This window comes from Chitinophaga eiseniae, from assembly GCF_900167135.1.
GTDB lineage: Bacteria > Bacteroidota > Bacteroidia > Chitinophagales > Chitinophagaceae > Chitinophaga > Chitinophaga eiseniae.
The window spans coordinates 144,129-168,805 of record NZ_FUWZ01000001.1; the positions used below are offsets into that span (position 1 = coordinate 144,129).

Here is a 24,677-nt window from a genome sequence, read left to right on the forward strand (position 1 = left end):
TTTGGTTATGGACGCGTAGCCTGTTTACGTTGTCTTTTCTTCTCCATCTTTTCCTCCAGATGCTCTTTTTTGCTCATCTCCCAGTCGTTCCATTTTTTGTACTGGCTGGCGGTAAGCACATTCTTGAAACGCTGGCTGCGCTCTGTTTCCAGCGCTTTGAACTGCTGCATCCGGTCTTTTTTAGGAAGCTCGGTATTGGCGCGGATAGCGTCCATCCGGCGGATAATATCGGCGTTGATGGTGTAAATCTGCTGGTACTGGTCGCGGTTCAGGCCCACCTGTCTGGATATCTTATCGCTGATCTTATCGGCCCTGCCCTCTACACCCCAGCGGCCACGATTATTGGTGCTGTCTTTCGTTTGTGCAATGGCGGCAAGCCCGATGCCCGTCAGCAGGCAACACAGCAGCACCATGGGAAGCGAGAATATCTTCATAGTCAGCTATTATATATGAAATTTAGACAAACTTAACGGGTAAACCCTTGTCAAATTATCCCTTTTTCGTGTTAATGCAAAAACTATTCATCCTTACCACTCATAAAAAAAAGCGACAATTACTAACACCCCGGTCAATCATTTATTACATTTAAGACCAGCAACTGAAAATCTGAATCGAAAAAAAAACCGAACATGAAAAGAGCTTTTGAGAAACCCGGGAGAGCCCTGCTTTCCCGCGGCGTCGCCTATGCCCTGAACCGGCACCGCAGTAAACTGCTGGTGTTCTCGCTACTGTTGGCAGGCTCCTATGCCCATGCACAGGAAACTTTTCCGGTAAACGGAATTGCGGACCCGAAAGACCGGTGTTTCGCTTTTACCCACGCTACCATCGTTAAAGATGCGCAGACAACCCTCAGCAATGCCACGCTGGTGATCCGTGACGGCAAAATCATCGACGCCGGGCCGGGCGCTGCCATCCCCAAAGACGCGGTAGTGGTGGACTGTAAAGGGAAGTACATCTATCCCTCTTTTGTAGACATCTTCAGCAGTTACGGCCAGGCCGATGTAAAACGCACCGGCGGCAGCTGGAATGCACCACCGCAGTTCCTCTCCAACACCAAAGGCGCCTATGGCTGGAACCAGGCGATAAAGAGCGAAGTGAACGCAGTGGACCTGTTCAGCACCGACGAGCCCAAAGCCGCCACCCTCCGGGAAGCCGGCTTCGGCACGGTAGCCACCCAGCAGATGGACGGCGTGGCCCGCGGCACCGCCGCCCTCGTAACCCTCGCAGGCGACAAGGAGAACAAAGTGATCGTCCGCGAAAAAGTGGCGGCCGGCTACTCCTTCGACAAAGGCAGCTCCACCCAGAACTATCCCAATTCACAAATGGGCTACATCGCCCTGCTGCGCCAGACTTACCTCGACGCGCAATGGTATCGGTCACAACCTGCCAAAGAAGGCGTAAACCTCAGCCTCCAGGCCTGGAACGCCAACCAGCAGCTGCCCCAGATCTTTGAAGTGAAAGATAAATGGGACGCCCTGCGGGCCGACAAAGTAGGCGATGAATTCGGCGTACAATACATCATCAAAGCCGGCGGTAACGAATATCAACGGATGCCTGAAATAGCAGCCACCAAAGCCACTTTTATCCTGCCGCTGAACTTCCCCGGCGCCATCGATGTGGAAGATCCCAACGATGCCCGCTTTGTATCCCTTGCAGAGATGAAACACTGGGAGATGGCCCCCTCACAGCCCGCCGCTTTCGAGAAAGCCAATATCCCCTTCTGCCTCACCGCGGCAGACCTGAAAGACGTAAAGTCTTTCCTGGGCAGCGTACGTAAAGCCATAGAATATGGCCTGAGCGAACAGAAAGCGCTCGAAGCCCTTACCAAAACACCCGCCAGCACCCTGAAAGTGTATGATAAGGTAGGCAGCCTCGAAGCCGGTAAACTGGCCAACTTCCTCATCACCTCCGGTCCTGTGTTTAAAGACAATACTATCATCCTCCAGAACTGGGTACAGGGCAACCGCTACCTCGTAAAACAGGACGGATGGAACGATATCCGAGGTATCTACACCGTTAGCCTGTCACCGGGCAGCAACATTACCGTGGAGGTGAAAGGTACCGCCACCGCACCGCTGCTGGCAGTATTACAGAAAGACACGCTTCCCGGCCGTATCGATATCAACGGTAAACTGGTCACCCTTTCTTTGCCACTGGTAAAAAATGGCCGCAGCAACGTAAGGCTCAGTGGCCTGATCAGCGAAAACGGCTGGTCCGGTACCGGCGTGGACACCAGCGGCGCCAGCGTAAGATGGAACGCGGCCTTTGCCCGTACAGCACCCGCCAGGAGCGACTCTGCGAAGAAAAAAAACAACGTGGACATCGGGCAGTTGTATTACCCGTTCAATGGCTACGGTTGGGATAAAATGCCGCAACAGCAGGACATCCTCATTAAAAACGCTACGGTATGGACCAACGAAAAAGACGGTAAACTGGAAAATACAGACGTACTGGTACGCGGCGGCAAAATCGCGCAGATCGGCAAGGGCCTTTCTGCCGGTAATGCCCGTGTGATCGACGGTACCGGCAAACACCTGTCGGCCGGCATCATCGATGAACACTCCCACATCGCTATCTCCAACGGGGTCAACGAATCTTCACAGGCCGTTACCGCAGAAGTGCGTATCGGCGATGTGCTCAACCCTGATGATGTGAATATCTACCGGCAGCTGAGCGGTGGTGTTACCGCCTCCCATCTGTTGCATGGCAGCGCAAACCCCATCGGCGGCCAGTCACAGCTCATCAAACTGCGCTGGGGCCAGGATGCGGAAGGACTGAAAGTAACCAACTGGGACCCCTTCATCAAATTCGCGCTGGGCGAAAACGTGAAGCAGTCCAACTGGGGCGAACGTAACACCGTGCGTTTCCCGCAGACAAGGATGGGCGTAGAGCAGGTATATGTAGATGCGTTTACCCGTGCCCGTGACTACGAAAAACAAGCAACCGGCAAACGCCGCGACCTGGAACTGGACGCGCTCGTGGAAATCCTCAACGCCAAACGTTTCATCACCTGTCACTCTTATGTGCAGAGCGAAATCAATATGCTGATGCATGTGGCCGACAGCTTCCGTTTCCGCGTCAATACGTTCACCCACATCCTCGAAGGATATAAAGTGGCCGACAAGATGAAAGCACATGGCGCCGGCGCCGGCACCTTTGCCGATTGGTGGGCCTACAAAATGGAAGTACAGGACGCTATCCCGTATAATGCCGCTATCATGCACAAAGTGGGCGTAGTAACTGCTATTAATTCCGACGACGCCGAAATGGCACGCCGCCTGAACCAGGAAGCGGGCAAAATCGTGAAATACGGCGGTGTGCCGGAAGAAGAAGCCCTCAAAATGGTGACGCTCAATCCTGCCCGCCTGCTGCATGTGGATAACCGCATGGGCAGCATCAAAGTAGGTAAGGACGCGGACCTGGTGCTCTGGAGCGACAACCCGCTGAGCATCTATGCCAAAGCAGAGAAAACCATCGTAGACGGTATCGTGGAGTTTGACCGCGACTATGACTTGCAGCTGCGCCAGCGCATCGCTGCAGAGCGTAACCGGCTGGTGCAGAAACTGCTGGGCGAAAAGAAAAAAGGCACTCCCACCCAGAAAGCCGCTTTCACACCGGATGAAATGTACCACTGCGAAGATCTGCAGGCTGGTCATCAGGAAGGCCTCGGAATAACTACCGGCGCCGGGTTCTAAAAAACTGTAATATCATGAAAAGAAGCATATATCTACTGGCCCTGGCTTTCGGCGTAAGTTCCGCCTATGCCCAGGAAACCATTTTGCCGGCCCGCCCGCAGGACAAGCCGGTATATCTTACCAATGCCGTTATCCACGTAGGCAACGGCCAGGTGATTGAAAACGGGACCGTCGCTTTCGCCAAAGGTAAAATCACCGCTGTTGGCGCAGGCGTAACCGCCGCCGGCGACGCTACCGTACTGGATATGAAAGGACAGCATGTATACCCCGGCATCATTGCGCCGGACACTAAACTGGGCCTCGTGGAGTTTGAAAGCGTAAGAGCCACCATCGATGCCCGCGAAGTAGGGGAGATCAACCCTTCCATCCGCTCCATCATCTCCTACAATACTGATTCCAAGGTGATCAACACGCTGCGGTCCAACGGTATCCTGCTGGCACAGGTGACACCCGAAGGAGGCATCGTCAGCGGTACTTCCTCCGTCGTACAGCTGGACGCCTGGAACTGGGAAGACGCTGCCTACAAGACAGACAACGCGCTGCATTTCTTTATTCCCCGCCTGGTGAATACCGGCGGCCGTGGCTTCAGAGGTCCGCAACCCAGGGACCCCGTGAAAGAGGGACTGGAGAAAGTGGAAACGGTGCGGGTGTTTTTCCGCGAAGCCAAAGCTTACCTGCAGGAAAACAAACATGCCGCCACTAATATCAAATTCGAGGCGATGCGCCGGCTGTTCAACCGCGAACAGAAACTGTTCATCCACTGCGAACTGGTAAAGGAAATGCTGATAGCCATCGATTTTGCCAAAGAGTTCAACATGGACGTGGTGATCGTTGGCGGGGCCGACTCCTGGCAGATCACAGACCTGCTGAAACAAAACAACATCGCCGTGGTGCTCACGCAGCCGCATAGCTTGCCGCTCATGGCAGACGATGATATCGACCAGCCGTACAAAACAGCCGCGCAGTTACAAAAAGCAGGGGTGCTGTTCTGCCTGAGCAACGAAGGTTTCTGGCAGCAGCGCAACCTCGGCTTTGAAGCAGGTACCGCCAGTGCTTTTGGCCTGAGCCGTGAAGAAGCGCTGTCGGCTGTAACGCTGAATGCTGCTAAGATCCTGGGTATTGATAAAATTGCCGGCTCACTGGAAACAGGCAAAGACGCCAATATCGCTGTCAGCACCGGCGATATGCTGGACATGAAGTCCAGCGTGATCACCCGCGCTTTTATCCAGGGCCGGGAAATCAACCTGGACAACAAGCAGCATCAGCTGTATGAAAAATATCAACAGAAGTACGGTATCAAATAACATCGGTATCGATATAAAAAAAGGGAAGATCACTATTGATCTTCCCTTTTTTATTGATTCAGTAATTTGTTTTATACCGCTTTTACGAGGAAATAGTTTTTTCCTTTTTGCAGCAGGATATATTTATCCCGGAGCAGTGAACTGGTGTTGATGACCATTTCAATGCCGGGTACTTTTACTTTGTTAACGCTTACACCGCCACCTTGTACGGTTTTGCGGGCTTCGCCCTTGCTGGGAAAGATACCGGTTTCTGCGAGGAAGCTAACGATGTCTTTACCGGCTTCCAGATCGGTTTTCGCGATTTCGTGCTGGGGAAGTTCAGCCGTTACATCCATCAGGTCTTCTTCAGATAAGGCCAATAGTGCTTCTGCAGTGTTTTTATTATACAGGATGGAAGATGCCTCTACTGCATTGTTATAGGCTTCCTCGCCGTGAATGAAAGTAGTCACCTCCTGCGCCAGTCTCTTCTGTAAAACACGTTTGCCGGTATCCTGCCGGTGTTCTTCAATGAGAGCATCTATCACTTCTTTCTCCAGGAAGGTGAAGATTTTGATATAGCTTTCTGCGTCCACGTCGGTAGTCCGCAGCCAGAACTGGTAAAACGCATAAGGCGAGGTCCTTGCCGGGTCCAGCCATACGGTGCCTTGTTCGGTTTTACCGAATTTGGTGCCATCTGCTTTTTTGATCAGCGGGCAGGTAAAGGCGAAAGCCTGGCCCTGCGCTTTGCGGCGGATCAGTTCTGTACCGGTGACGATATTGCCCCATTGATCGGAGCCGCCCATCTGCAGTTTACAGTTTTTGGCGGTATACAGATGAAAGAAGTCGTATCCCTGAATGAGCTGATAGGTGAATTCGGTGAATGACATGCCGTTATCGCCTTCGATTCTTTTTTTCACGGAATCTTTGGCCATCATATAGTTAACGGTGATGTGTTTACCCGTATCGCGGATAAAGTCGAGGAAGGAAATGTGCTGAAACCAGTCGTAGTTATTCACCATTTCCGCCGCATGAGGTTTGGCAGGATCGAAATCCAGAAAGCGCTCCAGCTGTTTCCTGATACCTTCCACATTTCTCCGGAGGGTTTCGTCGTCGAGCATTTTCCTTTCTTCTGCCTTGAATGAGGGGTCGCCCACCATCCCGGTAGCGCCGCCTACTAACGCCAAGGGCTTATGTCCTGCCTTTTGCAGGTGCACCAGCAGCAGGATAGGTACCAGGCTGCCGATGTGCAATGACTCTGCTGTAGGGTCAAAACCAATGTAAGCAGTGGTCATTTCCTTTTGCAGTTGCTCTTCAGTGCCAGGCATCATATCCTGTAGCATACCCCGCCAGCGCAGTTCTTCTATCAGATTCATGATTCAATAATGATTTTTGCAAACCTACACAAAAATGTGGGAACGGGGGAGATAAGCTGTAAAGGACTGTTTTTTCGGCAGGTTACGGAAATGCCGTATTTTTAACTGTTGCCGGTCACCGGCGGAGCACAATCATATTTAGTCATCTTGTTATATATTATTTCCAAAATTTATTTGTTATGAAAAAAGGATGGTGTCTGATCCTGCTGTTATTCGTTGCCGGTTCCCTGTCAGCGCAGGATTGCGCCGGTTATTATTACCTGCTGAACAATGCGGAGGTAGAGATGACGGTGTATGACGGCAGCAATGCGCCGATCGGCAAAACCCTGTATAAGGTGAGCAATGTGCGCAAAGAGGCGACGGGCACAGTCTCCGATTTTACGGCGACCGTGTTCGACAAGTCCGATAAGATGATCACCACCAGCCAGGGCAGCTTTAAATGCAGTGGCGACGGGGTGGCGATAGATATGAAGGTGGGCATGCCTTCCCTGTCACAGTTGAAAGACCTGAAGATGGAGGCCAAAACCACCGATGCTTTTCTGAACTATCCGGCGAATATGCAGGCGGGCCAGGAACTGAAAGGAGGTACGTTTGAAATGGCCGGTAATATGGGCGGTATGGATGTAGGCGTGGCCTATACGGTCAGCAACCGGAAAGTAGTGGGCAAAGAGAAAATCACTACACCGGCAGGCAGCTGGAACTGTTTTAAAATCAATTATAACCTGTCATTTAAAATGCAGATGCTGGGCAACAGCGTTCCTATGGAGCTTACCGCAACGGAGTGGTTTGCGCCGGGATTTGGCGTGGTAAAAACGGTATCCTACAGAGAAGGAAAGGAGACCGGGGCAACGATGATCACCAGTTTCAAAAAATAGCGGCATTCAATAAACAAAAAAACGGCCTTGTATCACTACAAGGCCGTTTTTTATTTACATCCGCCGGAGGCATTTCACCAGGCTGTCACGCCAGTAGGGTACCTGTATGCCGAAGGTGTTTTTAATTTTTTCTTTATTCAGTACGCTGTAGGCTGGTCTGGCAGCGGCAGTCTTGTATTTGTCGGAGGTCACGGGCAGCACCCTGGTGGTGGCAGCGGTGAGTTCTTTGATCGTAACGGCAAAGTCATACCAACTGGTAACGCCCTCGTTACTGTAGTGGTACACGCCGCCCAGTTCATCCTGTGGATGATCTGCTTTGTATTGCAGCATGTCGAGCAATGCTGTGGCGAGATCTCCTGCGTAGGTAGGAGTGCCCGCCTGGTCAAACACGACGCTCAGTTCCTCTTTTTCCCGCATCAGTTCCTGCATCCTTTTTACGAAATTGACGCCATATTCGGAGTATAGCCAGGAGGTACGCACCACAATAGTGTTGGGGTTGTATCCGATGGCGGCGGCTTCTCCGCGCAGTTTGGAGGCTCCGTAGATACTCTGTGGATCGGTGTCATCTGTTTCCGTATAGGGCACATTCTGCTTTCCGCTGAACACATAATCGGTAGAAATGTGTATCAGCTGGGTATTATGCCGGGCGCAGGCTTCTGCCAGTGCCAGCACTGCCTGGAAGTTGAGCAGAAAAGCATTGTCTTCATCAGATTCTGCTTTGTCCACTGCCGTATAGGCGGCACAGTTAATACAGGCATCTGCCTGGTTGGCGCTGAACCAGGCGGCAATTGATTCCATATCGGTGATATCCAGTTCGTTGGCATCGGTAAAATGCAGCTGGAACTGTGGATAGGCTTCGGCCGCTTTTTTCAGGGACTGTCCCAGTTGGCCGTGTGCGCCGGTGACAAGAATATTTTTCATGGCAAATAGCTGCTGTTAAAAGACAAAATTATGAGTAACGTCTGCCAGTCTGGGCAGCAGGAGGTCTTTTTCTGAGACTACGGCTTTATCGAGCTCAATGCCCCAGTTGATATTCAATACAGGGTCATTGTAATTGATACCACCTTCACTGCCTTTGTGATAAAAATTATCACATTTGTACATCACTTCTGCAGTATCGCTGGTAACAGCATAACCATGAGCGAATCCTTTTGGCACCAACAGTTGCAGCTTGTTGGCAGCGCTCAGTTCAATTACGTAGGATTGGCCGTAGGTGGGCGATCCTTTACGCAGGTCTACTACGGCATCTACGATACTGCCCTCCAGCACTCTGATCAGTTTGGTCTGTGCGTGGGGTTCCAGCTGGTAGTGCAATCCTCTCAATACCCCGTAGGAAGAGCGTGCCTGGTTATCCTGCACGAAATTATACTCCAGCCCGGCTGCATGAAAAGTATTGGCATTGTAGCTCTCGAAAAAATATCCACGGTGATCTCCGAAGACAGTTGGCTCATATATGAGTAACCCGGGGAAGCCGGTTGCTGTAAAAGGCATAACTGGTAATTATCGCTTTTGGTACTGCTCCTGATAATATTTCTGGTAGTTGCCGCTGGTGACATGTTGCAGCCATTCCTCGTTGCTGAGGTACCAGTCTACCGTTTTTTCCAGGCCTTCTTCAAACTGGAGGGATGGTTCCCAGCCCAGCTCCTTGTTTAGCTTGGTGGCATCAATGGCATAACGCAGGTCATGGCCGGCGCGGTCTTTTACGAAGGTGATCAGCTGGGCGGAGGTGCCTTCGGGGCGGCCCAGTTTTTTATCCATGATACGGCACAGCAGCTGTATCAGGTCGATGTTCTTCCATTCGTTGAATCCGCCGATGTTGTAGGTTTCACCAATCCTGCCTTTGTGGAAGATGGTATCGATGGCGCGGGCGTGATCGTTGACATATAACCAGTCGCGCACGTTCTCTCCCTTGCCGTACACGGGCACCGGCTTGTTGTTTTTGATGTTGTGGATCGCCAGCGGGATCAGTTTCTCCGGAAAATGATGTGATCCATAGTTATTGGAACAGTTGGAGATAATGGCCGGGAGATGATACGTGTGATAGTATGCCATCACGAAGTGATCGGAGCTGGCCTTGGAGGCTGAATACGGCGAACGGGGATCGTAGGCGGTGGTTTCATGGAAGAACCCTTCCTCGCCGAGTGAGCCGTATACCTCGTCGGTAGAGACATGGTAAAACAGCTTGTTCTCCACATTGTCTTTCCAGTATTTGCGGGCGGTGTTCAGCAACACGGCTGTTCCCAGTACATTGGTTTTGATGAAGGCCAGCGGATCCATAATAGAACGGTCCACATGGCTTTCAGCAGCGAGATGTATCACGCCATCAAACTGGTACTTCCCGAAAAGCTGATCGATGAAGGCTTCGTCTGTGATATCTCCCTTTTCAAAAACATAGTTGGGAAGATCTTTAACGTCCAGCAGGTTTTCAAGATTACCGGCATAGGTCAGCGCATCCAGGTTCACGATCTGATAATCAGGATATTTGGAGACAAATAATCTGACTACATGTGAACCGATAAAGCCAGCCCCACCTGTAATTAGTATGCGTCGTTTCATGGAATGATGAATAGTTTCTTATTTTAATAAAGCCTGTTTAAAATATTCGAAGGTGATCTTTAGCCCTTCCTGCCTGCCTACTTTCGGCTCCCAGCCCAGCAGGGTACGGGCTTTGGTGATGTCCGGCTGCCGTTGTTTGGGATCGTCTTTCGGTAACGGATGGTAAACGATCTTTTGTTTGGAGCCGGTCAGCGCAATGATCTCTTCGGCAAACTGGTTGAGGGTGATCTCTTCCGGGTTGCCGATGTTCACCGGCAGATGGTAGTCGCTCAGCAGCAGGCGGTAGATGCCTTCGATGAGATCGTCAACGTAACAGAAGGAACGGGTTTGTTTGCCGTCGCCAAACACTGTCAGGTCCTGACCGCTCAGCGCCTGGCTCATAAAGGCCGGTAAAGCGCGGCCGTCATTGAGGCGCATGCGGGGACCGTAGGTGTTAAAGATACGGACGATCCGGGTTTCCACGCCATGGAAATTATGATAGGCCATGGTAATAGATTCCAGGAATCTTTTGGCTTCGTCATAGACGCCGCGAGGGCCTACCGGGTTCACGTTGCCCCAGTATTCCTCTGTTTGCGGGTGTACATTGGGATCGCCATATACTTCGGAGGTAGAAGCCACGAGGATGCGGGCTTTCTTTTCCTTGGCCAGCCCCAGCAGGTTATGCGTACCCAGCGACCCTACCTTCAGGGTCTGGATCGGCATTTTCAGGTAATCGATCGGACTGGCCGGCGAAGCGAAATTCAGGATATAATCCAGTTTGCCCGGTACGTGGATGAACTTGGTTACATCGTGATGATAATATTCAAAGTCCTGCAAGGGGAACAGGTGCTCAATATTTTTGATATTCCCGGTGAGGAGGTTGTCCATGCCAATCACATGAAAACCTTCCTTAATAAAGCGGTCGCACAGATGCGAGCCCAGGAAGCCGGCAGCGCCGGCTATCAGGATTCTCTTTTTTTCCATGTATTCAAGGTATGTGGTGATCGTTTAGGCAATAGCAGCACGGCCAACACTCTCATAATGGTAACCCATTTCCCTCATACGCGCTACTTCAAATAGATTACGGCCATCGAAGATAGCCTTGTATTTCAGGGCCGCGGAAATTTTATTGAAATCCGGTGTTCTGAATACGCTCCATTCTGTGGCGATGATCAGTGCATCTGCTTTGTCCAGGCAGGTATACTGATGATCTGCATAATTTATTTTATCGCCTACTACCTGTTTTACATTCTCCATGGCTTCCGGGTCAAACACGGTAACGGTGGCGCCGGCGGCCAGCAGTGCATCGATGATGTACAATGCGGGCGCTTCCCGTATATCGTCTGTGTTAGGTTTGAAGGCCAGCCCCCATAAAGCGAAATGTTTGCCTTTCAGGGCGTCCTTAAAATAAGCTTTTATTTTGGGCAGCAGGAACAGCTTCTGTTTTTCGTTGACATCCATGACGGCATTCAGTATCCGGAAGTCGTAGTCAACATCTTCGGAAGATTTGACGAGTGCCTGTACATCTTTCGGAAAACAGCTGCCGCCGTAGCCGATACCGGGAAACAGGAACCGTTTTCCGATACGGTCGTCGCTGCCGATGCCTCTGCGGACCATATCTACGTCGGCGCCCAGCTTTTCACACAGCACGGCAATCTCATTCATGAACGAGATTTTGGTGGCGAGGAAAGAGTTGGCGGCGTATTTGGTCAGCTCAGCGGATTTTTCATCCATGTATATGATCGGGTTGCCTTGCCTTACAAAAGGAGCATAGAGTTCCCCCATCACCTTACGGGCCCTTTCAGAGTTGGTACCAATGACCACGCGGTCTGGTTTCATGAAGTCATCCACCGCCACGCCTTCGCGCAGAAACTCGGGGTTGGATACCACGTCGAAAGGCGTTTTGCAGTTCCGGGCGATGGCCGCTGTTACTTTCTCTGCAGTACCTACGGGTACCGTGCTTTTATCCACGATCACCTTGTAGTCGGTCAGCAGTTTGCCCAACTGGTCCGCCACTTTCAGTACAAAAGACAGGTCGGCGGCGCCGTCAGCGCCGGGGGGCGTCGGCAGTGCCAGGAAAATAACTTCTGCATCCCTGATGCCATCTTCCAGGCTGGTGGTGAAAAACAGACGTTCTTCCTTGAGGTTGCGTTCAAACAGCTTTTCCAGTCCGGGCTCATAAATAGTAATCTGACCGGAGGATAGTTTAGCTACTTTGTTGACATCGATATCTACGCAGGTAACTTCATTTCCTGTTTCTGCGAAACAGGTACCGGTTACCAGTCCTACGTAACCAGTGCCTACTACTGTAATCTTCATGCTGGGGGATTGTTTAGAAATGATTTGACAGAATGAATAATGTGATCTAGCTGATCTTTGTCCATTTCAGTGTGTATCGGCAAGGAAATCACCTTGGTGGTGAGATGATCGGTTACGGGTAAGTCAAAGGCTGCGCCGCCAAAATGCTCGAACATCCGCTGGCGGTGAGCCGGCACAGGGTAATAAATCATGGCAGGCACCTGTTGGGTTGCCAGGTATTCCTGCAGCTTGTTTCTGTCTGCGCCGTTCAGTTGAAGGGTATATTGGTGAAACACATGATAGCTGTTGGCGGCACGATAAGGCGTGGTGATCTGCGGCATATCGGCAAAAGCGGCGTCGTAGGCGTCAGCCACGGCCCTGCGGGCGTTGATATATTCATCCAGCAGCGGCAGTTTGATGCGCAAAACGGCTGCCTGCACGGAGTCGAGGCGGGAGTTGACCCCTACTACATCGTGATAGTACCGGGCCGACTGGCCGTGATTGGCCACCATCCTGATTTTGGCGGCCAGTGCGTCGTCGTTGGTGAACAGGGCACCACCGTCGCCATAACAGCCCAGGTTTTTGGAGGGAAAGAAAGAGGTACAACCAATATGACCAATGGTACCGGCTTTCTTCACGCTGCCGTCAGCAAAAGTATAGTTGCCGCCGATGGCCTGTGCGTTATCTTCGATCACATACAGGTTGTGTTTGGCCGCTACCGCCATCAATGGTTCCATGTCTGCCACATGGCCGTAAAGATGTACGGGAACGATCGCTTTTGTTTTGGGGGTGATGGCTTTTTCCACCGCCGTTACATCGAGACAGTAAGTCTGTGGGTCTACATCCACAAATACAGGCTTCAGCTGCAACAGGGCGATCACTTCGGCAGTGGCAATAAAAGTAAAGGAAGGGGTAATCACTTCGTCACCGGGTTGCAGGTCCAGTGCCATCATCGCTATTTGTAAGGCATCGGTGCCGTTGGCGCAGGGGATCACATGTTTGATGTCCAGATACTGTTGCAGCTCTTCCGCAAATTTCTGCACCGCTCCACCATTGATAAAAGCAGCAGATTCCAGCACCTCCTGGATGGCAGCATCCACTTGCGGTTTAATCTTCGTATACTGGCGTTTCAAGTCAACCATCTGAATAGGCACCATATGCTATGTATATTTTTATTTTGTTTAAAGTGTGCAAATTTACAAATTTTGGGATTGGGTGGGGATTATCTTTGCAGGACGATTAAATTTCAGTAAAAGTACGCAGGCGAATGTTAGCAAAGGCAATTTATAATACCGGTATCCGGCTGTATAGGGCAGGAGTAGGTCTGGCAGCCATGGGCGGCAAAAAGAAGGCATCTTTATGGCTAAGTGGCCGTCAACACTGGCGTTCCCGGATGGAACAGGCTGGTATCGGCCGGCACCCGCTGATTTGGGTACATGCCGCCTCCCTGGGAGAGTTTGAACAGGGCCGGCCGGTACTGGAGGAGTTCCGGCGGCAATATCCCGGCTATAAAATTTTGTTAACTTTTTTTTCTCCCTCCGGCTACGAAGTGAGAAAAGATTATCCCGGCGCTGACTATATATATTACCTTCCGCTGGACACCCGCCGCAATGCGCAGGATTTTATCAGCATTGCCCGGCCGGCGCTGGTCCTCTTCATTAAATATGAATTCTGGTATCATTTCCTTACGGAGCTGTATACACGAAAAATACCGGTCCTGCTCGTGTCTGGCATCTTCCGGGAAAGTCAGCTCTTTTTTAAAGGCTATGGCGGCATGTTCCGCCGCCTGTTACAAGGACTGACCCACATCTTCGTGCAAAATGAAAACTCCCTGCGCCTGCTGCAGGGCATCGGCATCCGAACGGCCAGCATCAGCGGCGATACCCGGTTTGACCGGGTGGCGGCACTGCTCACGGAGCAAACTGTTTTGCCACTGGTGGCGCAGTTTGCGGGCGCCAGCCACGTGCTCGTCGCTGGCAGCACCTGGCCGGAAGATGAACAGCTGCTGGCGTCGTGGTGGCGGCAAACTACCCGCCCCGGCATGAAAATGATCATCGCCCCCCATGAAATCCACGAATCCCATATCCGGCAGGTACTGGCCCTTTTTCCGGAAGCGGTGACCTACTCCGCGCTGAAAGCGGGCGCGCCGCCTGCTGATGTACTTATCATTGACAACGTTGGAATGTTAACCACCCTGTACCGTTATGCCCATGTAGCTTATGTAGGCGGCGGTTTCGGAAATGACGGTATTCACAACCTGCTGGAACCGGCGGTGTACAGCAAACCGGTGATCATAGGACCGGAATACAGTAAATATTTCGAAGCCGTGGAGCTGGTGGCGCTCAAAGGCGCGCTGGCAGTATCAGGGCTTACTAACCTGGAAGACTATATGAAGAGGCTGCAGAACGAGCCTGCCTTTTATGAGGAAACCGCTTCCATAGCGGGCAACTATGTAAGGGATAATAAAGGGGCAACGGAAAAAATCCTGCGATATATTCAGGAGAACCGCTTTCTGAGCAGGGAATAGAAGTGTTGTACCAGGTGGTGGTCATCCTGCCAGCCCTGGATGATCTTGATCTCCCGCTGTATCCAGTAATCAGCTTCCTGCAGGGACTTAAACTCATTGATGGTTTTGACAGAGCGTTCGTAGAGGTCGGTATCGCCGCGGAACAGCTCCTGGATGAACTGGTACTTGTCGTTGATGCCGATGGCTGCGCGCAGATCTTTTACCGGCATGTCTCCCAGTTTCTGGGCTACTTCCGTTTGTTGCTGCCGCAGGCGGTCATTGAGAGACAAGCCGCTATGATTGCCTACCAGTTCGTTCAGGTCTTTGCGGATACCATGTGTATCAGGTACGGTATGCGGCTTTGCCTGTGCTTGTGCCGGTGCCGGTGTGGGAGCCGGGACGGGAGCAGGAGCAGGTACGGGTTCTGGTTCAGGTTCAGTTGCCTGGTCGAACAGCGTGGCCGGAGGGGGGGCTTTTTCCTTCTCTTTTTCTTTTTCCCTGACGGGGATGTCCTTGAAAACGGGTTCCTGTAAAGGTTCTCTGGCGGCGGGAGGGGGCATATTGGCGGCCAGGGTGGGAATAGGCTGGGCCGTTATCACCGGTTCCGGTTTGGATGGAACAAGATCTGCAGCCACAGTGGATTGTGGATAACCTGCAGCCGGGACTTCCGGTTTATCTGCCGGTAATGTTGTAGTTTGCGTTGCGGTTGTAACCGGTACGGACATGGGGGGCTGCACGGGCATGATCACAGCAATGTCTTGTCTGTTCTGCATCTCCTGCTGCTGTTGTTTGTTACGCACGTACAACACCTCCGCCTGCAGCAACTGTACATAGTATGATATCGCCTGCAGGTTTGCTCCGGAATTTTTCAATTCCTGTAACTTCTCAATTAATGCATTTATTTTTTCCATGCCTTAATTGTTAACGCTTAGTGATAGGAATTATTTTATTTGGATAAAATTAGCGTATTTTAATTAATTAATAATCAAAATAATACAATATGTTTATTGAACCTTCTCTTGCAGGAGGACGGAGGGGCTGGATTGAGGTAGTATGCGGCTCTATGTTCTCGGGAAAAACCGAAGAGCTCATCCGCCGCCTGAAACGTGCCCGTATTGCCAACTTAAAGGTAGAGATCTTTAAACCGGTGATAGACACACGTTACGATGAAGGAAGCATAGTATCGCACGACGAGAATAAAATTATTTCCACGCCTATTGACAACTCACAGCAGATCCTGCTGCTGGCGCAGGAAGTGGATGTGATAGGAATAGACGAAGCACAGTTTTTTGACGCGGAACTGCCCAATGTATGTGATAAACTGGCATTACAGGGTATCCGGGTGATAGTGGCGGGGCTGGACATGGATTATACCGGGAAGCCCTTCGGGCAGATGCCGTTTATGCTGGCCAAAGCTGATTATATTACCAAGCTACACGCCATCTGTGTATGTTGCGGCAATATCGCCAACTACTCTTACCGCAAATCTGCGGAAACAGAAACATTGCTGCTGGGCGAAAAAGACCTCTATGAACCCCGTTGCCGGCATTGTTATTATGAAGGAAAATAAACAGGATCATCCATAAACAGGATGGCCGGTCTCGCTGAGGCCGGCCATTTTGCTTTTAAATATGTTCCCTCCCGGAATGTCAGCCCGGGGATTGCTGTTTTACTTTAAAGGTGAATTTTTTCTGGGTAAGATAGCTGAAGATGACTACCAGCGCGGTGGTAAAGATTTTACCGATGGTGGGGTAGAAGTGTAGCCTGTCTACAAACAGCTTCATCAGGAAGTAGTTGAGCAGAATGCAGATACCTACCAGCAGGAAATAGCGGAACAGCTGTACCCTGCCCCGGAGGTTGGAATCAGAGAACACCACGTACTTACTCAGCAGGAAACCTGTGGGGAAAGTGACTGCCATCGACATAAACAGGGCGGCGATGTGCGCGCTGATATCAATAAAAGGCAGATGGATCATCTCCTTCTGCAATACAAAATTGTAACAGATAAAGTACAAAAGGATATCCATCGCCGTATTCCCGCCACCACAGGCAAGGTAGCGGAAAGTCTGCCGGGGCATTACCCGGGCAAACGGCTGATAGAAGAAGTCGATGATTTGTAGTATGATCCTGCGTAACATGTTAAAACTGGCGCAAATTTAGTCGTTTTAGGATTTTCCGGGCACCTATTTAAACTTATCTTAACATATTTCTCTTTTTCCAGGCAGATGAGGGCTGCTTTTCATAACCGGTCGCTGATTGTAAAGCTACGGTTTGTTGCTGCCACACCTGCGCAGCCAGGATGGCGGCCAGCTTGTCTATCTCCGGACGCTCTGCCAGCAAGGCTTGCGGCGTATAATATTTATTGATGAAATTGGTGTCAAAACGGCCTTCGATAAACGCAGGTTGTTGCAGCGCCCAGTGGCCGAAAGGGAGGGTGGTGCGGATGCCTTTTACCTGGTACTCTTCGATGGCGCGGATCAGCCGGTGGCGGGCTTCTTCACGGGTGCTGCCCCAGGCGATCAGTTTGGCGATCATCGGGTCGTAGAAGATAGGGATGTCCATGCCCTGTTCATAGCCGTCGTCTACCCGTACGCCGTAGCCCTGGGGGCGAATATAGGTTTCCAGGCAGCCGGTGTCGGGCAGGAAGTTGTTGGCCGGATCCTCGGCGCATATACGCAGTTCTATTGCATGTCCGTTGATGGTAAGATCTTCCTGGGAGAATGACAGCTTTTCGCCGCGGGCCACCCGTATCTGTTCCTTTACCAGGTCCAGGCCGGTGATCAGTTCGGTGACAGGGTGTTCCACCTGCAGGCGGGTGTTCATCTCGAGGAAATAGAAATTCAGCTGCTCGTCTACCAGGAACTCCACGGTGCCGGCGCCGTAATAGTTACAGGCCTTGGCCACATCCACTGCGCATTTGCCCATAGCGGCCCTGATGGCGGGCGTGAGCACAGAAGACGGCGCTTCTTCTATCAGTTTCTGGTGCCGGCGCTGGATAGAGCATTCCCGCTCGAACAGGTATACACAGTTGCCATGCTGGTCGCCCAGTATCTGTATTTCAATGTGGCGGGGGGCGCCGACATATTTTTCAATGAAAACGGCATCATCGCCAAAAGCGCTGAGAGCCTCGCTTTTAGCCAGCCGGATCTGTTCTTCCAGTTCTTCCGGGGCGTTGACTACGCGCATGCCTTTACCGCCACCGCCGGCGGAAGCTTTGATCAGGATGGGAAAGCCGGTTTTTTTCACCACCTCCCGCGCTTCTTCCACGCTACGGAGGGGTGTTTCGGTGCCGGGCACCATCGGTACGCCGAACTTTTGCGCTGCCTGTTTGGCGGCCAGCTTGCTGCCCATCGTTTCAATGGAAGCAGCCGCAGGACCGATAAAAGTGATACCTGCATCGGCCACCTGCTGCGCGAAACGCGCATTCTCGCTCAGAAACCCGTAGCCCGGATGTATACCGTCTGCCCCGCGCTCTTTGGCCACCGCAATGATTTTTTCCCCCAGCAGGTAAGACTGGTTGGAAGGCGCCGGCCCTATGCACACCGCTTCATCTGCATATTGTACAAAAGGCATGGTGCGGTCAGCTGCTGAATACACGGCCACTGTTTTGATTCCCATTTCACGGGCAGAACGCATAATGCGCAAGGCTATTTCTCCACGATTGGCTACCAGGATCTTTTTCATGCAAAATTTTTAACAAGCAGCTAATATAAGCAATCAATCGTAATTTCGCGGTCACATGAAATCTACTACCCACCAAATATATACGCTGGTCCGGAAAGACCTGGTGCTGGAACTGCGGCAACAGTACGCTTTTTACGGCGTGCTGCTGTATATCATCTCCACCGTTTTTGTGATCAACCTGATGATGGGCAAACCGGATGACAAATTATGGAACGCCCTTTTCTGGGTGATACAATTGTTTGTAGCGGTAAACGCCATTGCCAAAAGTTTTATGCAGGAGAACAGGGGACGGTTGCTGTATTTCTATTCCCTGGTGCCTCCGCGGGTGTTCATCGCGGCCAAACTGATCTATAACGTTATCCTGATGACCCTCATGAGCCTGATAGCGCTGGTATGCAGTTTTACCTTCCTGGGCAACCCGCTGCATAATACCGGCTACTTCGTGGGGATCGTGCTGTTGGGCGGTACAAGCCTCAGCCTGTTGTTTACCGTGCTGGCGGCCATTGCGGCGCAGGCCAACCATAATGCCGCGCTGATGGCGGTGATGGGCTTCCCGCTGATGATGCCCATGCTGATGCTGCTGGCCAACGTGTCTTTATCGGCTTTTGTAACGGTGTACCAGCCGGGGCTGCCCAGGATGTTCCTGCTGCTGGGCGGAATGGACCTGCTGACCATTGCCCTTACCATGGTGCTCTTCCCGTTTCTGTGGAAGGACTGATTTCGAAATATCGAATATTTCTGCTACTTATATAAACGGATTTTAACGGGTAATTCAGGATTTTGGATAAACTTAAAATCGCGTAAAATCTTTGCGATTAAGGATAAAACGTGTAGGTTTGCCCCGGAATATAGCTGTTAAAAAATGGCCAGACATTGGTGGAAAGCATTAGCGATACTGCTTCTGATTTATGTAATTATCGCCGGGTTCACTATCAGGATACCAATCATAGGAACCAATGGACAATCATCCCGTGGATTGTTTTTTCATGTGCCAATGTGGATATGTATGTATACCATGTTCACCATCTCCGTTGTTAATTCTCTCCTTTACCTGTCCAAATATGATCTGAAAAGAGACGTATATGCTTCCAGCGCGGCAGGTGTCGGCGTTTTTTTTGGCGTACTGGGCTTCGCCACAGGCTCCCTCTGGGCTACCTATACCTGGGGAGGCACGCTGACGGACGATCCCAAACAGATATGCACGGCCATCGCCATCCTCATCTATATGGCTTATCTGGTGCTGCGCATCTCTATCCACGATATTGATAAAAGGGCCCGTATCTCCGCGGTGTTCAACATCTTCGCCTTCGCCCTGCTCATCCCGCTGACGTACATCATCCCCCGTATGGTGGATTCCCTTCACCCGGGAAGCGCCTCTACACCAGGATTTGCTTCAAAAGACACGGATGGCGGTATGAAACTGGTGCTGTACCCTGCCTTTATTGGCTGGACCCTCCTGAGCGTGTGGATCTACAGCCTGCTGGTCCGCTATAAAAAACTTGAGCTTAAAAATATTTTTAAATGATCAATAAAGCGTTTTCATTTTGCCTGACACTCACCCTCCTGCTGGTGTCTGTACTGGCAAATGCACAACAACAGGATACAGAGAAAGGGGCCGTAAACGAGTTCTTCCGCAGTAATGACAAGATATATGTGATCGTAGGCGTTTTAGTGATCATCTTCCTGGGTATTGTACTCTTCCTCATTAACCTGGACAGAAAGATCAGCAAGCTGGAGCAGCGGGACAAAAAATAATCCGTGATAATCTAATCGTTATACCAAAACAATACATATTATGTCGCAAGATCAGCATTATAGCTTTTTCCAGAGTGTGGAAAGAAGTTTCGACAAAGCCGCGGTTTTCACCAAGTGGGACAAGGGTATTCTGGAGCAGATCAAGGCTTGTAACGCCGTTTACCAGATCAAATTTCCGGTAAGAATCGGCGATGGTGTACAGGTAATTGAAGCTTACCGCGTACAGCACTCTCACCACAAACTGCCTTGTAAAGGCGGTATCCGCTTCAGCGATGAAGTTAACCAGGATGAGGTGATGGCGCTGGCTTCCCTGATGACCTACAAATGCGCGATCGTTAACGTGCCTTTTGGCGGTGCTAAAGGCGGTCTTAAAATCAATCCCCGCAATTATACTCCCTTCCAGCTGGAAGCCATTACCCGCCGTTATACCGCGGAACTGGTAAAGAAAAACTTTATCGGCCCCGGCACAGACGTTCCCGCTCCTGACTATGGTACCGGCGAAAGGGAAATGAGCTGGATACTGGACACCTATATGAGCCTCCGTCCGGGTGAAATCGACGGTTATGGCTGCGTTACCGGTAAACCGGTATCCCAGGGCGGCGTACGCGGACGTACCGAAGCTACGGGCCTCGGTGTGTTCTACGGCCTGCGCGAACTGTGCAACATCAAGGAAGATATGGAGCGCCTCGGCCTCACTACCGGCCTCGAAGACAAACGTGTCGTGGTACAGGGTATGGGTAACGTAGGTTATCATGCCGCCAAATACTTCCACGAAGCAGGTGCTAAAGTGATCTGCCTCATCGAATGGGATGGCGCCATCTTCAGCGAAAAAGGCCTCGATCCGGACGCTGTGCTGAAACACAAAAAAGAAACCGGCTCTATCATTAACTTCCCCGGCGCTGCCAACCTGAATAAAAATACAGACGGTCTGGAACTGGAATGCGAAATCCTGATCCCTGCAGCCCTGGAAAATGTGATCGACAAACATAATGCGCCCAATGTAAAGGCAAAAATCATCGGCGAAGCCGCCAACGGCCCGCTTACTCCGGAAGCTGATGAAATCCTGAACAAAAAAGGCGTGATCGTAGTGCCTGATATGTTCCTGAACGCCGGCGGTGTAACCGTTTCTTACTTCGAATGGCTGAAGAACCTCAGCCACGTGCGTTATGGCCGTCTGGGCAAACGCTTCGATGAAAACATGAACATCCACATTCTGCAGACCATCGAAGAGCTGACCGGTAAAAAAGTATCCGATAAAGAAAGAAAATTCATCGCTCACGGTGCAGACGAAGTAGACCTGGTTTACTCCGGCCTGGAAGAAACCATGCACGCCGCCCTCCACGAAGTACGCGACGTGATGATGGCCACCCCGCAGATCCATGATATGCGTACTGCCGCTTATGTGGTTGCCATCAACAAGGTAGGTGCCGCTTACGAGCAACTGGGTATCTTCCCTTGATCATTTAGGGATTTAGATATTTTGGAATTTAGTTATTTAAAATGCAGCGGAGATTGTAGTGATTTCCGCTGTTTTTTTTGGTACTTGCCATTAAGGATCCAACTAAATACCAAAATATCTAAATTTCAAAATGCGGGAGGGCGGTGAGAAACAGCCATTGCTTCGAGGCTGCGTTATGTGTACAGCAGAATGTGTGCGTGCCATTGGTCATTACAAGGTAAGTGGCCGGAATCACCATATGGTAACGGACAATCTGTTCCAGCGTCTGCTGACTGATGGGGACATTCATTTCCTTGCATTCTACCAGCATCCAGGGCTCCATGCGACGATTGTACACCACAACATCGAACCGCTTTTTCAATTCCCCGAGCATGATCTCCCGCTCAATCCCGATCAGCGAAGCCGGATAACCCAGGGATTTTACGAGGTAGTTGAGAAAATTTTGCCGTACCCATTCCTCCGGGGTAAGCCGCACGAATTTTTTCCGGTAGCGGTCAAAAATCAGTTCTTTGTCCTGCTCCCGGCTGATCCTGAAATCCGGTGGTGGAAAGTTAATGGTGATCAATACTTTGTCGTTTATGCCGGCACGAAGATAGGGGGATAATATGGAGAATAGCGAACAAAACCCTATATTTGCTTGTCAAAAGGCTATGAAGACAAAAGAAGAAATTGTAGCTAATTGGCTTCCCCGCTACACTGGTGAAAAGCTGGACCGCTTCGGGTCACACATCCTCCTCACCAATTTCAGTAACTACCTTACCATGTTTGCCGAATGGAACAACGTTGAAGTGATCGGCGCAGGTAAACCCATGCAGTGTGCTACTGCCGGCGATATTACCATCATCAATTTCGGTATGGGCAGCCCCGGCGCCGCCACCGTGATGGACCTGCTCAGCGCCATCCATCCCAAAGCCGTGCTGTTCCTGGGTAAATGCGGCGGGCTGAAAAAGAAAAATGCCATCGGCGACCTGATACTACCGATAGCGGCTATACGGGGCGAAGGTACCTCCAATGACTATTTTCCCCCGGAAGTGCCGGCACTGCCTGCATTTGCGCTGCAGAAAGCCATCTCCACCACCATCCGGGAACTGGGGCATGATTACTGGACAGGTACCTGTTACACTACCAACCGCCGTGTCTGGGAGCATGACGCCGAATTCAAGCAATACCTCGAACGTGTAAGAGCGATGGCGGTAGACATGGAAACAGCCACCATTTTCTCCGTCGGCTTCTTTAACAAGATCCCTACCGGTGCGCTGCTGCTGGTATCTGACCAGCCGATGATCCCTGAAGGGGTGAAAACAGAGGAGAGCGATAAGAAAGTGACCACCAAATTTGTGGAACGTCATCTTCAGATTGGGATAGAATCCCTGCAGAAACTGATCGATAGCCACCAGACCGTGAAGCACCTGCGTTTTTAGAATTGTTGTATCTTCCGGGCATGCATTCTACGCGCCTGGAGATACAAGACATGGAAGTGACCTTCCATGCACATGATACCACTGTCAAGGCTGTCAACCACCTGAACCTGTCTGTAGGCAGGGGAGAGATCATCGGGGTGGTGGGTGAATCCGGTTCAGGTAAATCGGTGACCTCCCTCTCTGTGATGCGCCTGATCCAGGCGCCGGGAAGGATATCCCACGGAAAGATCCTCTACCACCATGCCAACGGCCAGGTGACAGACCTGGCGCAGCTCTCCGATACGGCCATGCGGGCTTACCGTGGCAATGAAATTGCCATGATCTTCCAGGAACCCATGACCTCTCTCAATCCTTTACATACCTGTGGCGCCCAGGTCACGGAAGCGATACGCCTGCATAAAGGTATTTCGCCGAAAGAAGCCCGTGAGCAGGCGAAAGCATTGTTTGCCCGGGTAAAACTGCCCGATCCCGCTGTCATTATGGACCGTTACCCGCATGAACTGTCAGGCGGGCAAAAACAACGTGTCATGATTGCCATGGCTATTTCCTGTGAGCCCCGCCTGTTGATTGCCGACGAACCCACTACCGCATTGGACGTAACTGTACAGAAAGCTATACTGGAGCTGCTGAAAGACCTGCAGCAACAGATGGATATGAGCGTGCTGTTCATTACGCATGACCTGGGCGTGGTGGCGGAACTGGCAGAGCGGGTAGTGGTGATGTATAAAGGGAGTATTGTAGAGCAGGGACCGGTGCAACAGGTGTTTCTGCATCCGCAGCATCCGTATACCAAAGGACTGCTGGCCTGCCGGCCGCCGCTGGACAAGCGCCTGTCGAGATTGCCGGTTACCCGTGATTTCATGGAGACAGACGCGGAGGGAAATATACAGGAGAAAGCCGGCGCCGTAGCGGAGGTGATCAACCGGCTGGTGATCAGCGAGCGTGAATTAAAGGCCCGGCAGGCGAAGCTGGCTGCCAGTCCGCCGTTGCTGGAAGTCCATGGACTGCAGACCTGGTTTCCCGTAAAGAAAAGCCTCACCGGCAACGTACTGCAATGGTACAAAGCGGTAGATGATGTGAGTTTTACTGTTGCACAGGGAGAAACCCTGGGGCTGGTGGGAGAGTCCGGCTGTGGCAAGACAACATTGGGAAGATCTCTTTTAAGGTTGATAGAACCAACCGGGGGGAGTATTGTTTATAAAGGGCAGGATTTGCGAAGCCTGTCACCCGCCGGTATGCGGGCGCTGCGGAAAGATATGCAGCTTATTTTCCAGGACCCGTATGCTTCCCTGAACCCGCGCAAGTCTGTTGGTGCGGCTATTCTGGAGCCTATGCAGGTGCATGGCCTGTACGGTAATGAGCGGAGGCAGCGGGAGAAGGTACTGGAATTACTGGAGAAGGTGAATCTGTTGCCGGAGCATTTTAACCGTTATCCGCACGAGTTTTCCGGCGGACAGCGGCAGCGGGTGGTGATTGCCCGGGCGCTGGCGGTAGATCCCTCCTTTATTATATGTGATGAATCGGTGGCGGCGCTGGATGTGAGCGTACAGGCGCAGGTGCTGAATCTGCTGATCCGGTTGCGGGAGGAGTTTGGCTTCAGCTGTATTTTTATCTCGCATGACCTGTCGGTGGTGCGTTTTATCAGTGACCGGATGATGGTGATGCAGCAGGGAAAGATGGTGGAAACGGGACCGGCCGACGAGGTGTATGATCATCCGCAGCATCCCTACACCCGGCAGTTAATTGCTGCCATACCGAAGGGATTGTAATGCATATATAATTGATTATTATAC

The 24,677-nt window shown here is 51.4% G+C and carries 23 protein-coding genes; 11 read left to right on the top strand and 12 right to left on the bottom strand.

Features of this window, described 5'->3' with window-relative positions:
- Nucleotides 1-5: 5 nt before the first annotated feature.
- Entirely contained in the window at nt 6-434 is a 429-nt protein-coding gene (locus B5D63_RS00515; RefSeq protein WP_143312713.1) for a hypothetical protein, read from the bottom strand.
- A 195-nt stretch (nt 435-629) separates the two neighbouring features.
- Here B5D63_RS00515 and B5D63_RS00520 point away from each other — a divergent pair, with 195 nt between their 5' ends.
- Together B5D63_RS00520 and B5D63_RS00525 are read left to right on the top strand one after the other, a co-directional pair.
- Complete coding sequence (locus B5D63_RS00520) at nt 630-3,695, top strand: amidohydrolase family protein (RefSeq protein WP_078666837.1); 3,066 nt, start codon at nt 630-632, stop codon at nt 3,693-3,695.
- A 14-nt stretch (nt 3,696-3,709) separates the two neighbouring features.
- Complete coding sequence (locus B5D63_RS00525; protein ID WP_078666838.1) at nt 3,710-4,999, top strand: amidohydrolase family protein; 1,290 nt, start codon at nt 3,710-3,712, stop codon at nt 4,997-4,999.
- Nucleotides 5,000-5,070: 71 nt separating this feature from the next.
- Here the strand turns inward: B5D63_RS00525 and tyrS are convergent, their stop codons facing one another.
- The gene (gene tyrS, locus B5D63_RS00530; RefSeq protein ID WP_078666839.1) at nt 5,071-6,351 is read right to left on the bottom strand and encodes a tyrosine--tRNA ligase; all 1,281 of its coding nucleotides are present in this window, start codon (nt 6,349-6,351) and stop codon (nt 5,071-5,073) included.
- Between the two features lie 179 nt (nt 6,352-6,530).
- Here tyrS and B5D63_RS00535 point away from each other — a divergent pair, with 179 nt between their 5' ends.
- Nucleotides 6,531-7,226, top strand: coding sequence for a TapB family protein (locus B5D63_RS00535; RefSeq protein ID WP_078666840.1), 696 nt, complete (start codon nt 6,531-6,533; stop codon nt 7,224-7,226).
- A 54-nt stretch (nt 7,227-7,280) separates the two neighbouring features.
- Here B5D63_RS00535 and rfbD read toward each other — a convergent pair whose 3' ends face one another.
- The 6 genes from rfbD to B5D63_RS00565 are packed head-to-tail and all read right to left on the bottom strand — an operon-like array spanning nt 7,281 to nt 13,216.
- The gene (gene rfbD, locus B5D63_RS00540) at nt 7,281-8,147 is read right to left on the bottom strand and encodes a dTDP-4-dehydrorhamnose reductase (protein WP_078666841.1); all 867 of its coding nucleotides are present in this window, start codon (nt 8,145-8,147) and stop codon (nt 7,281-7,283) included.
- 15 nt (nt 8,148-8,162) lie between these two features.
- Nucleotides 8,163-8,717: a dTDP-4-dehydrorhamnose 3,5-epimerase gene (gene rfbC, locus B5D63_RS00545; RefSeq protein ID WP_078666842.1), complete on the bottom strand. Its 555-nt coding sequence runs from the start codon at nt 8,715-8,717 to the stop codon at nt 8,163-8,165.
- Nucleotides 8,718-8,726: 9 nt separating this feature from the next.
- Nucleotides 8,727-9,782: a dTDP-glucose 4,6-dehydratase gene (gene rfbB / locus B5D63_RS00550; protein WP_078666843.1), complete on the bottom strand. Its 1,056-nt coding sequence runs from the start codon at nt 9,780-9,782 to the stop codon at nt 8,727-8,729.
- Between the two features lie 18 nt (nt 9,783-9,800).
- Nucleotides 9,801-10,745: a UDP-glucuronic acid decarboxylase family protein gene (locus B5D63_RS00555; RefSeq protein ID WP_078666844.1), complete on the bottom strand. Its 945-nt coding sequence runs from the start codon at nt 10,743-10,745 to the stop codon at nt 9,801-9,803.
- A gap of 24 nt (nt 10,746-10,769) precedes the next feature.
- Complete coding sequence (locus B5D63_RS00560; protein WP_078666845.1) at nt 10,770-12,080, bottom strand: UDP-glucose dehydrogenase family protein; 1,311 nt, start codon at nt 12,078-12,080, stop codon at nt 10,770-10,772.
- Nucleotides 12,077-13,216 carry a DegT/DnrJ/EryC1/StrS family aminotransferase gene (locus B5D63_RS00565; protein WP_078666846.1) on the bottom strand — a complete coding sequence of 380 codons (1,140 nt, stop codon included), beginning with the start codon at nt 13,214-13,216 and terminating at the stop codon, nt 12,077-12,079. The genes B5D63_RS00560 and B5D63_RS00565 overlap by 4 nt, the downstream gene beginning before the upstream one ends.
- Nucleotides 13,217-13,326: 110 nt before the next feature.
- Here B5D63_RS00565 and B5D63_RS00570 point away from each other — a divergent pair, with 110 nt between their 5' ends.
- Complete coding sequence (locus tag B5D63_RS00570) at nt 13,327-14,586, top strand: 3-deoxy-D-manno-octulosonic acid transferase (RefSeq protein WP_078666847.1); 1,260 nt, start codon at nt 13,327-13,329, stop codon at nt 14,584-14,586.
- Here the strand turns inward: B5D63_RS00570 and B5D63_RS00575 are convergent.
- On the bottom strand, nt 14,556-15,476 hold the full coding sequence (locus B5D63_RS00575) for a hypothetical protein (protein ID WP_078666848.1): 921 nt from the start codon (nt 15,474-15,476) through the stop codon (nt 14,556-14,558). The genes B5D63_RS00570 and B5D63_RS00575 overlap by 31 nt on opposite strands.
- An 89-nt stretch (nt 15,477-15,565) precedes the next feature.
- On the opposite strand from B5D63_RS00575, the gene B5D63_RS00580 reads away from it, so the two are divergent.
- Nucleotides 15,566-16,135, top strand: a complete 570-nt coding sequence (locus B5D63_RS00580; protein ID WP_078666849.1) for a thymidine kinase — start codon at nt 15,566-15,568, stop codon at nt 16,133-16,135.
- A gap of 79 nt (nt 16,136-16,214) precedes the next feature.
- On the opposite strand, the gene B5D63_RS00585 is transcribed toward B5D63_RS00580, so the two are convergent.
- The gene (locus tag B5D63_RS00585; RefSeq protein WP_078666850.1) at nt 16,215-16,703 is read right to left on the bottom strand and encodes a GtrA family protein; all 489 of its coding nucleotides are present in this window, start codon (nt 16,701-16,703) and stop codon (nt 16,215-16,217) included.
- Between the two features lie 55 nt (nt 16,704-16,758).
- Complete coding sequence (accC, locus tag B5D63_RS00590; protein WP_078666851.1) at nt 16,759-18,249, bottom strand: acetyl-CoA carboxylase biotin carboxylase subunit; 1,491 nt, start codon at nt 18,247-18,249, stop codon at nt 16,759-16,761.
- Between the two features lie 55 nt (nt 18,250-18,304).
- Here accC and B5D63_RS00595 point away from each other — a divergent pair, with 55 nt between their 5' ends.
- The 4 genes from B5D63_RS00595 (at nt 18,305) to B5D63_RS00610 (ending at nt 21,463) form a co-directional block, all read left to right on the top strand.
- Complete coding sequence (locus B5D63_RS00595; RefSeq protein ID WP_078666852.1) at nt 18,305-18,967, top strand: heme exporter protein CcmB; 663 nt, start codon at nt 18,305-18,307, stop codon at nt 18,965-18,967.
- Between the two features lie 144 nt (nt 18,968-19,111).
- Nucleotides 19,112-19,774, top strand: coding sequence for a cytochrome c biogenesis protein CcsA (gene ccsA / locus B5D63_RS00600; RefSeq protein ID WP_078666853.1), 663 nt, complete (start codon nt 19,112-19,114; stop codon nt 19,772-19,774).
- Entirely contained in the window at nt 19,771-20,004 is a 234-nt protein-coding gene (locus B5D63_RS00605) for a CcmD family protein (RefSeq protein ID WP_078666854.1), read from the top strand. The genes ccsA and B5D63_RS00605 overlap by 4 nt, the downstream gene beginning before the upstream one ends.
- Before the next feature lie 40 nt (nt 20,005-20,044).
- Nucleotides 20,045-21,463, top strand: a complete 1,419-nt coding sequence (locus tag B5D63_RS00610) for a Glu/Leu/Phe/Val family dehydrogenase (protein ID WP_078666855.1) — start codon at nt 20,045-20,047, stop codon at nt 21,461-21,463.
- Between the two features lie 118 nt (nt 21,464-21,581).
- On the opposite strand, the gene B5D63_RS00615 is transcribed toward B5D63_RS00610, so the two are convergent.
- Complete coding sequence (locus B5D63_RS00615) at nt 21,582-22,028, bottom strand: type I restriction enzyme HsdR N-terminal domain-containing protein (RefSeq protein WP_078666856.1); 447 nt, start codon at nt 22,026-22,028, stop codon at nt 21,582-21,584.
- An 85-nt stretch (nt 22,029-22,113) separates the two neighbouring features.
- Here B5D63_RS00615 and B5D63_RS00620 point away from each other — a divergent pair, with 85 nt between their 5' ends.
- Both B5D63_RS00620 and B5D63_RS00625 read left to right on the top strand, forming a co-directional pair.
- On the top strand, nt 22,114-22,884 hold the full coding sequence (locus B5D63_RS00620; RefSeq protein WP_078666857.1) for an AMP nucleosidase: 771 nt from the start codon (nt 22,114-22,116) through the stop codon (nt 22,882-22,884).
- A 20-nt stretch (nt 22,885-22,904) separates the two neighbouring features.
- Entirely contained in the window at nt 22,905-24,653 is a 1,749-nt protein-coding gene (locus B5D63_RS00625) for an ABC transporter ATP-binding protein (protein WP_078666858.1), read from the top strand.
- Nucleotides 24,654-24,677 lie beyond the last annotated feature (24 nt).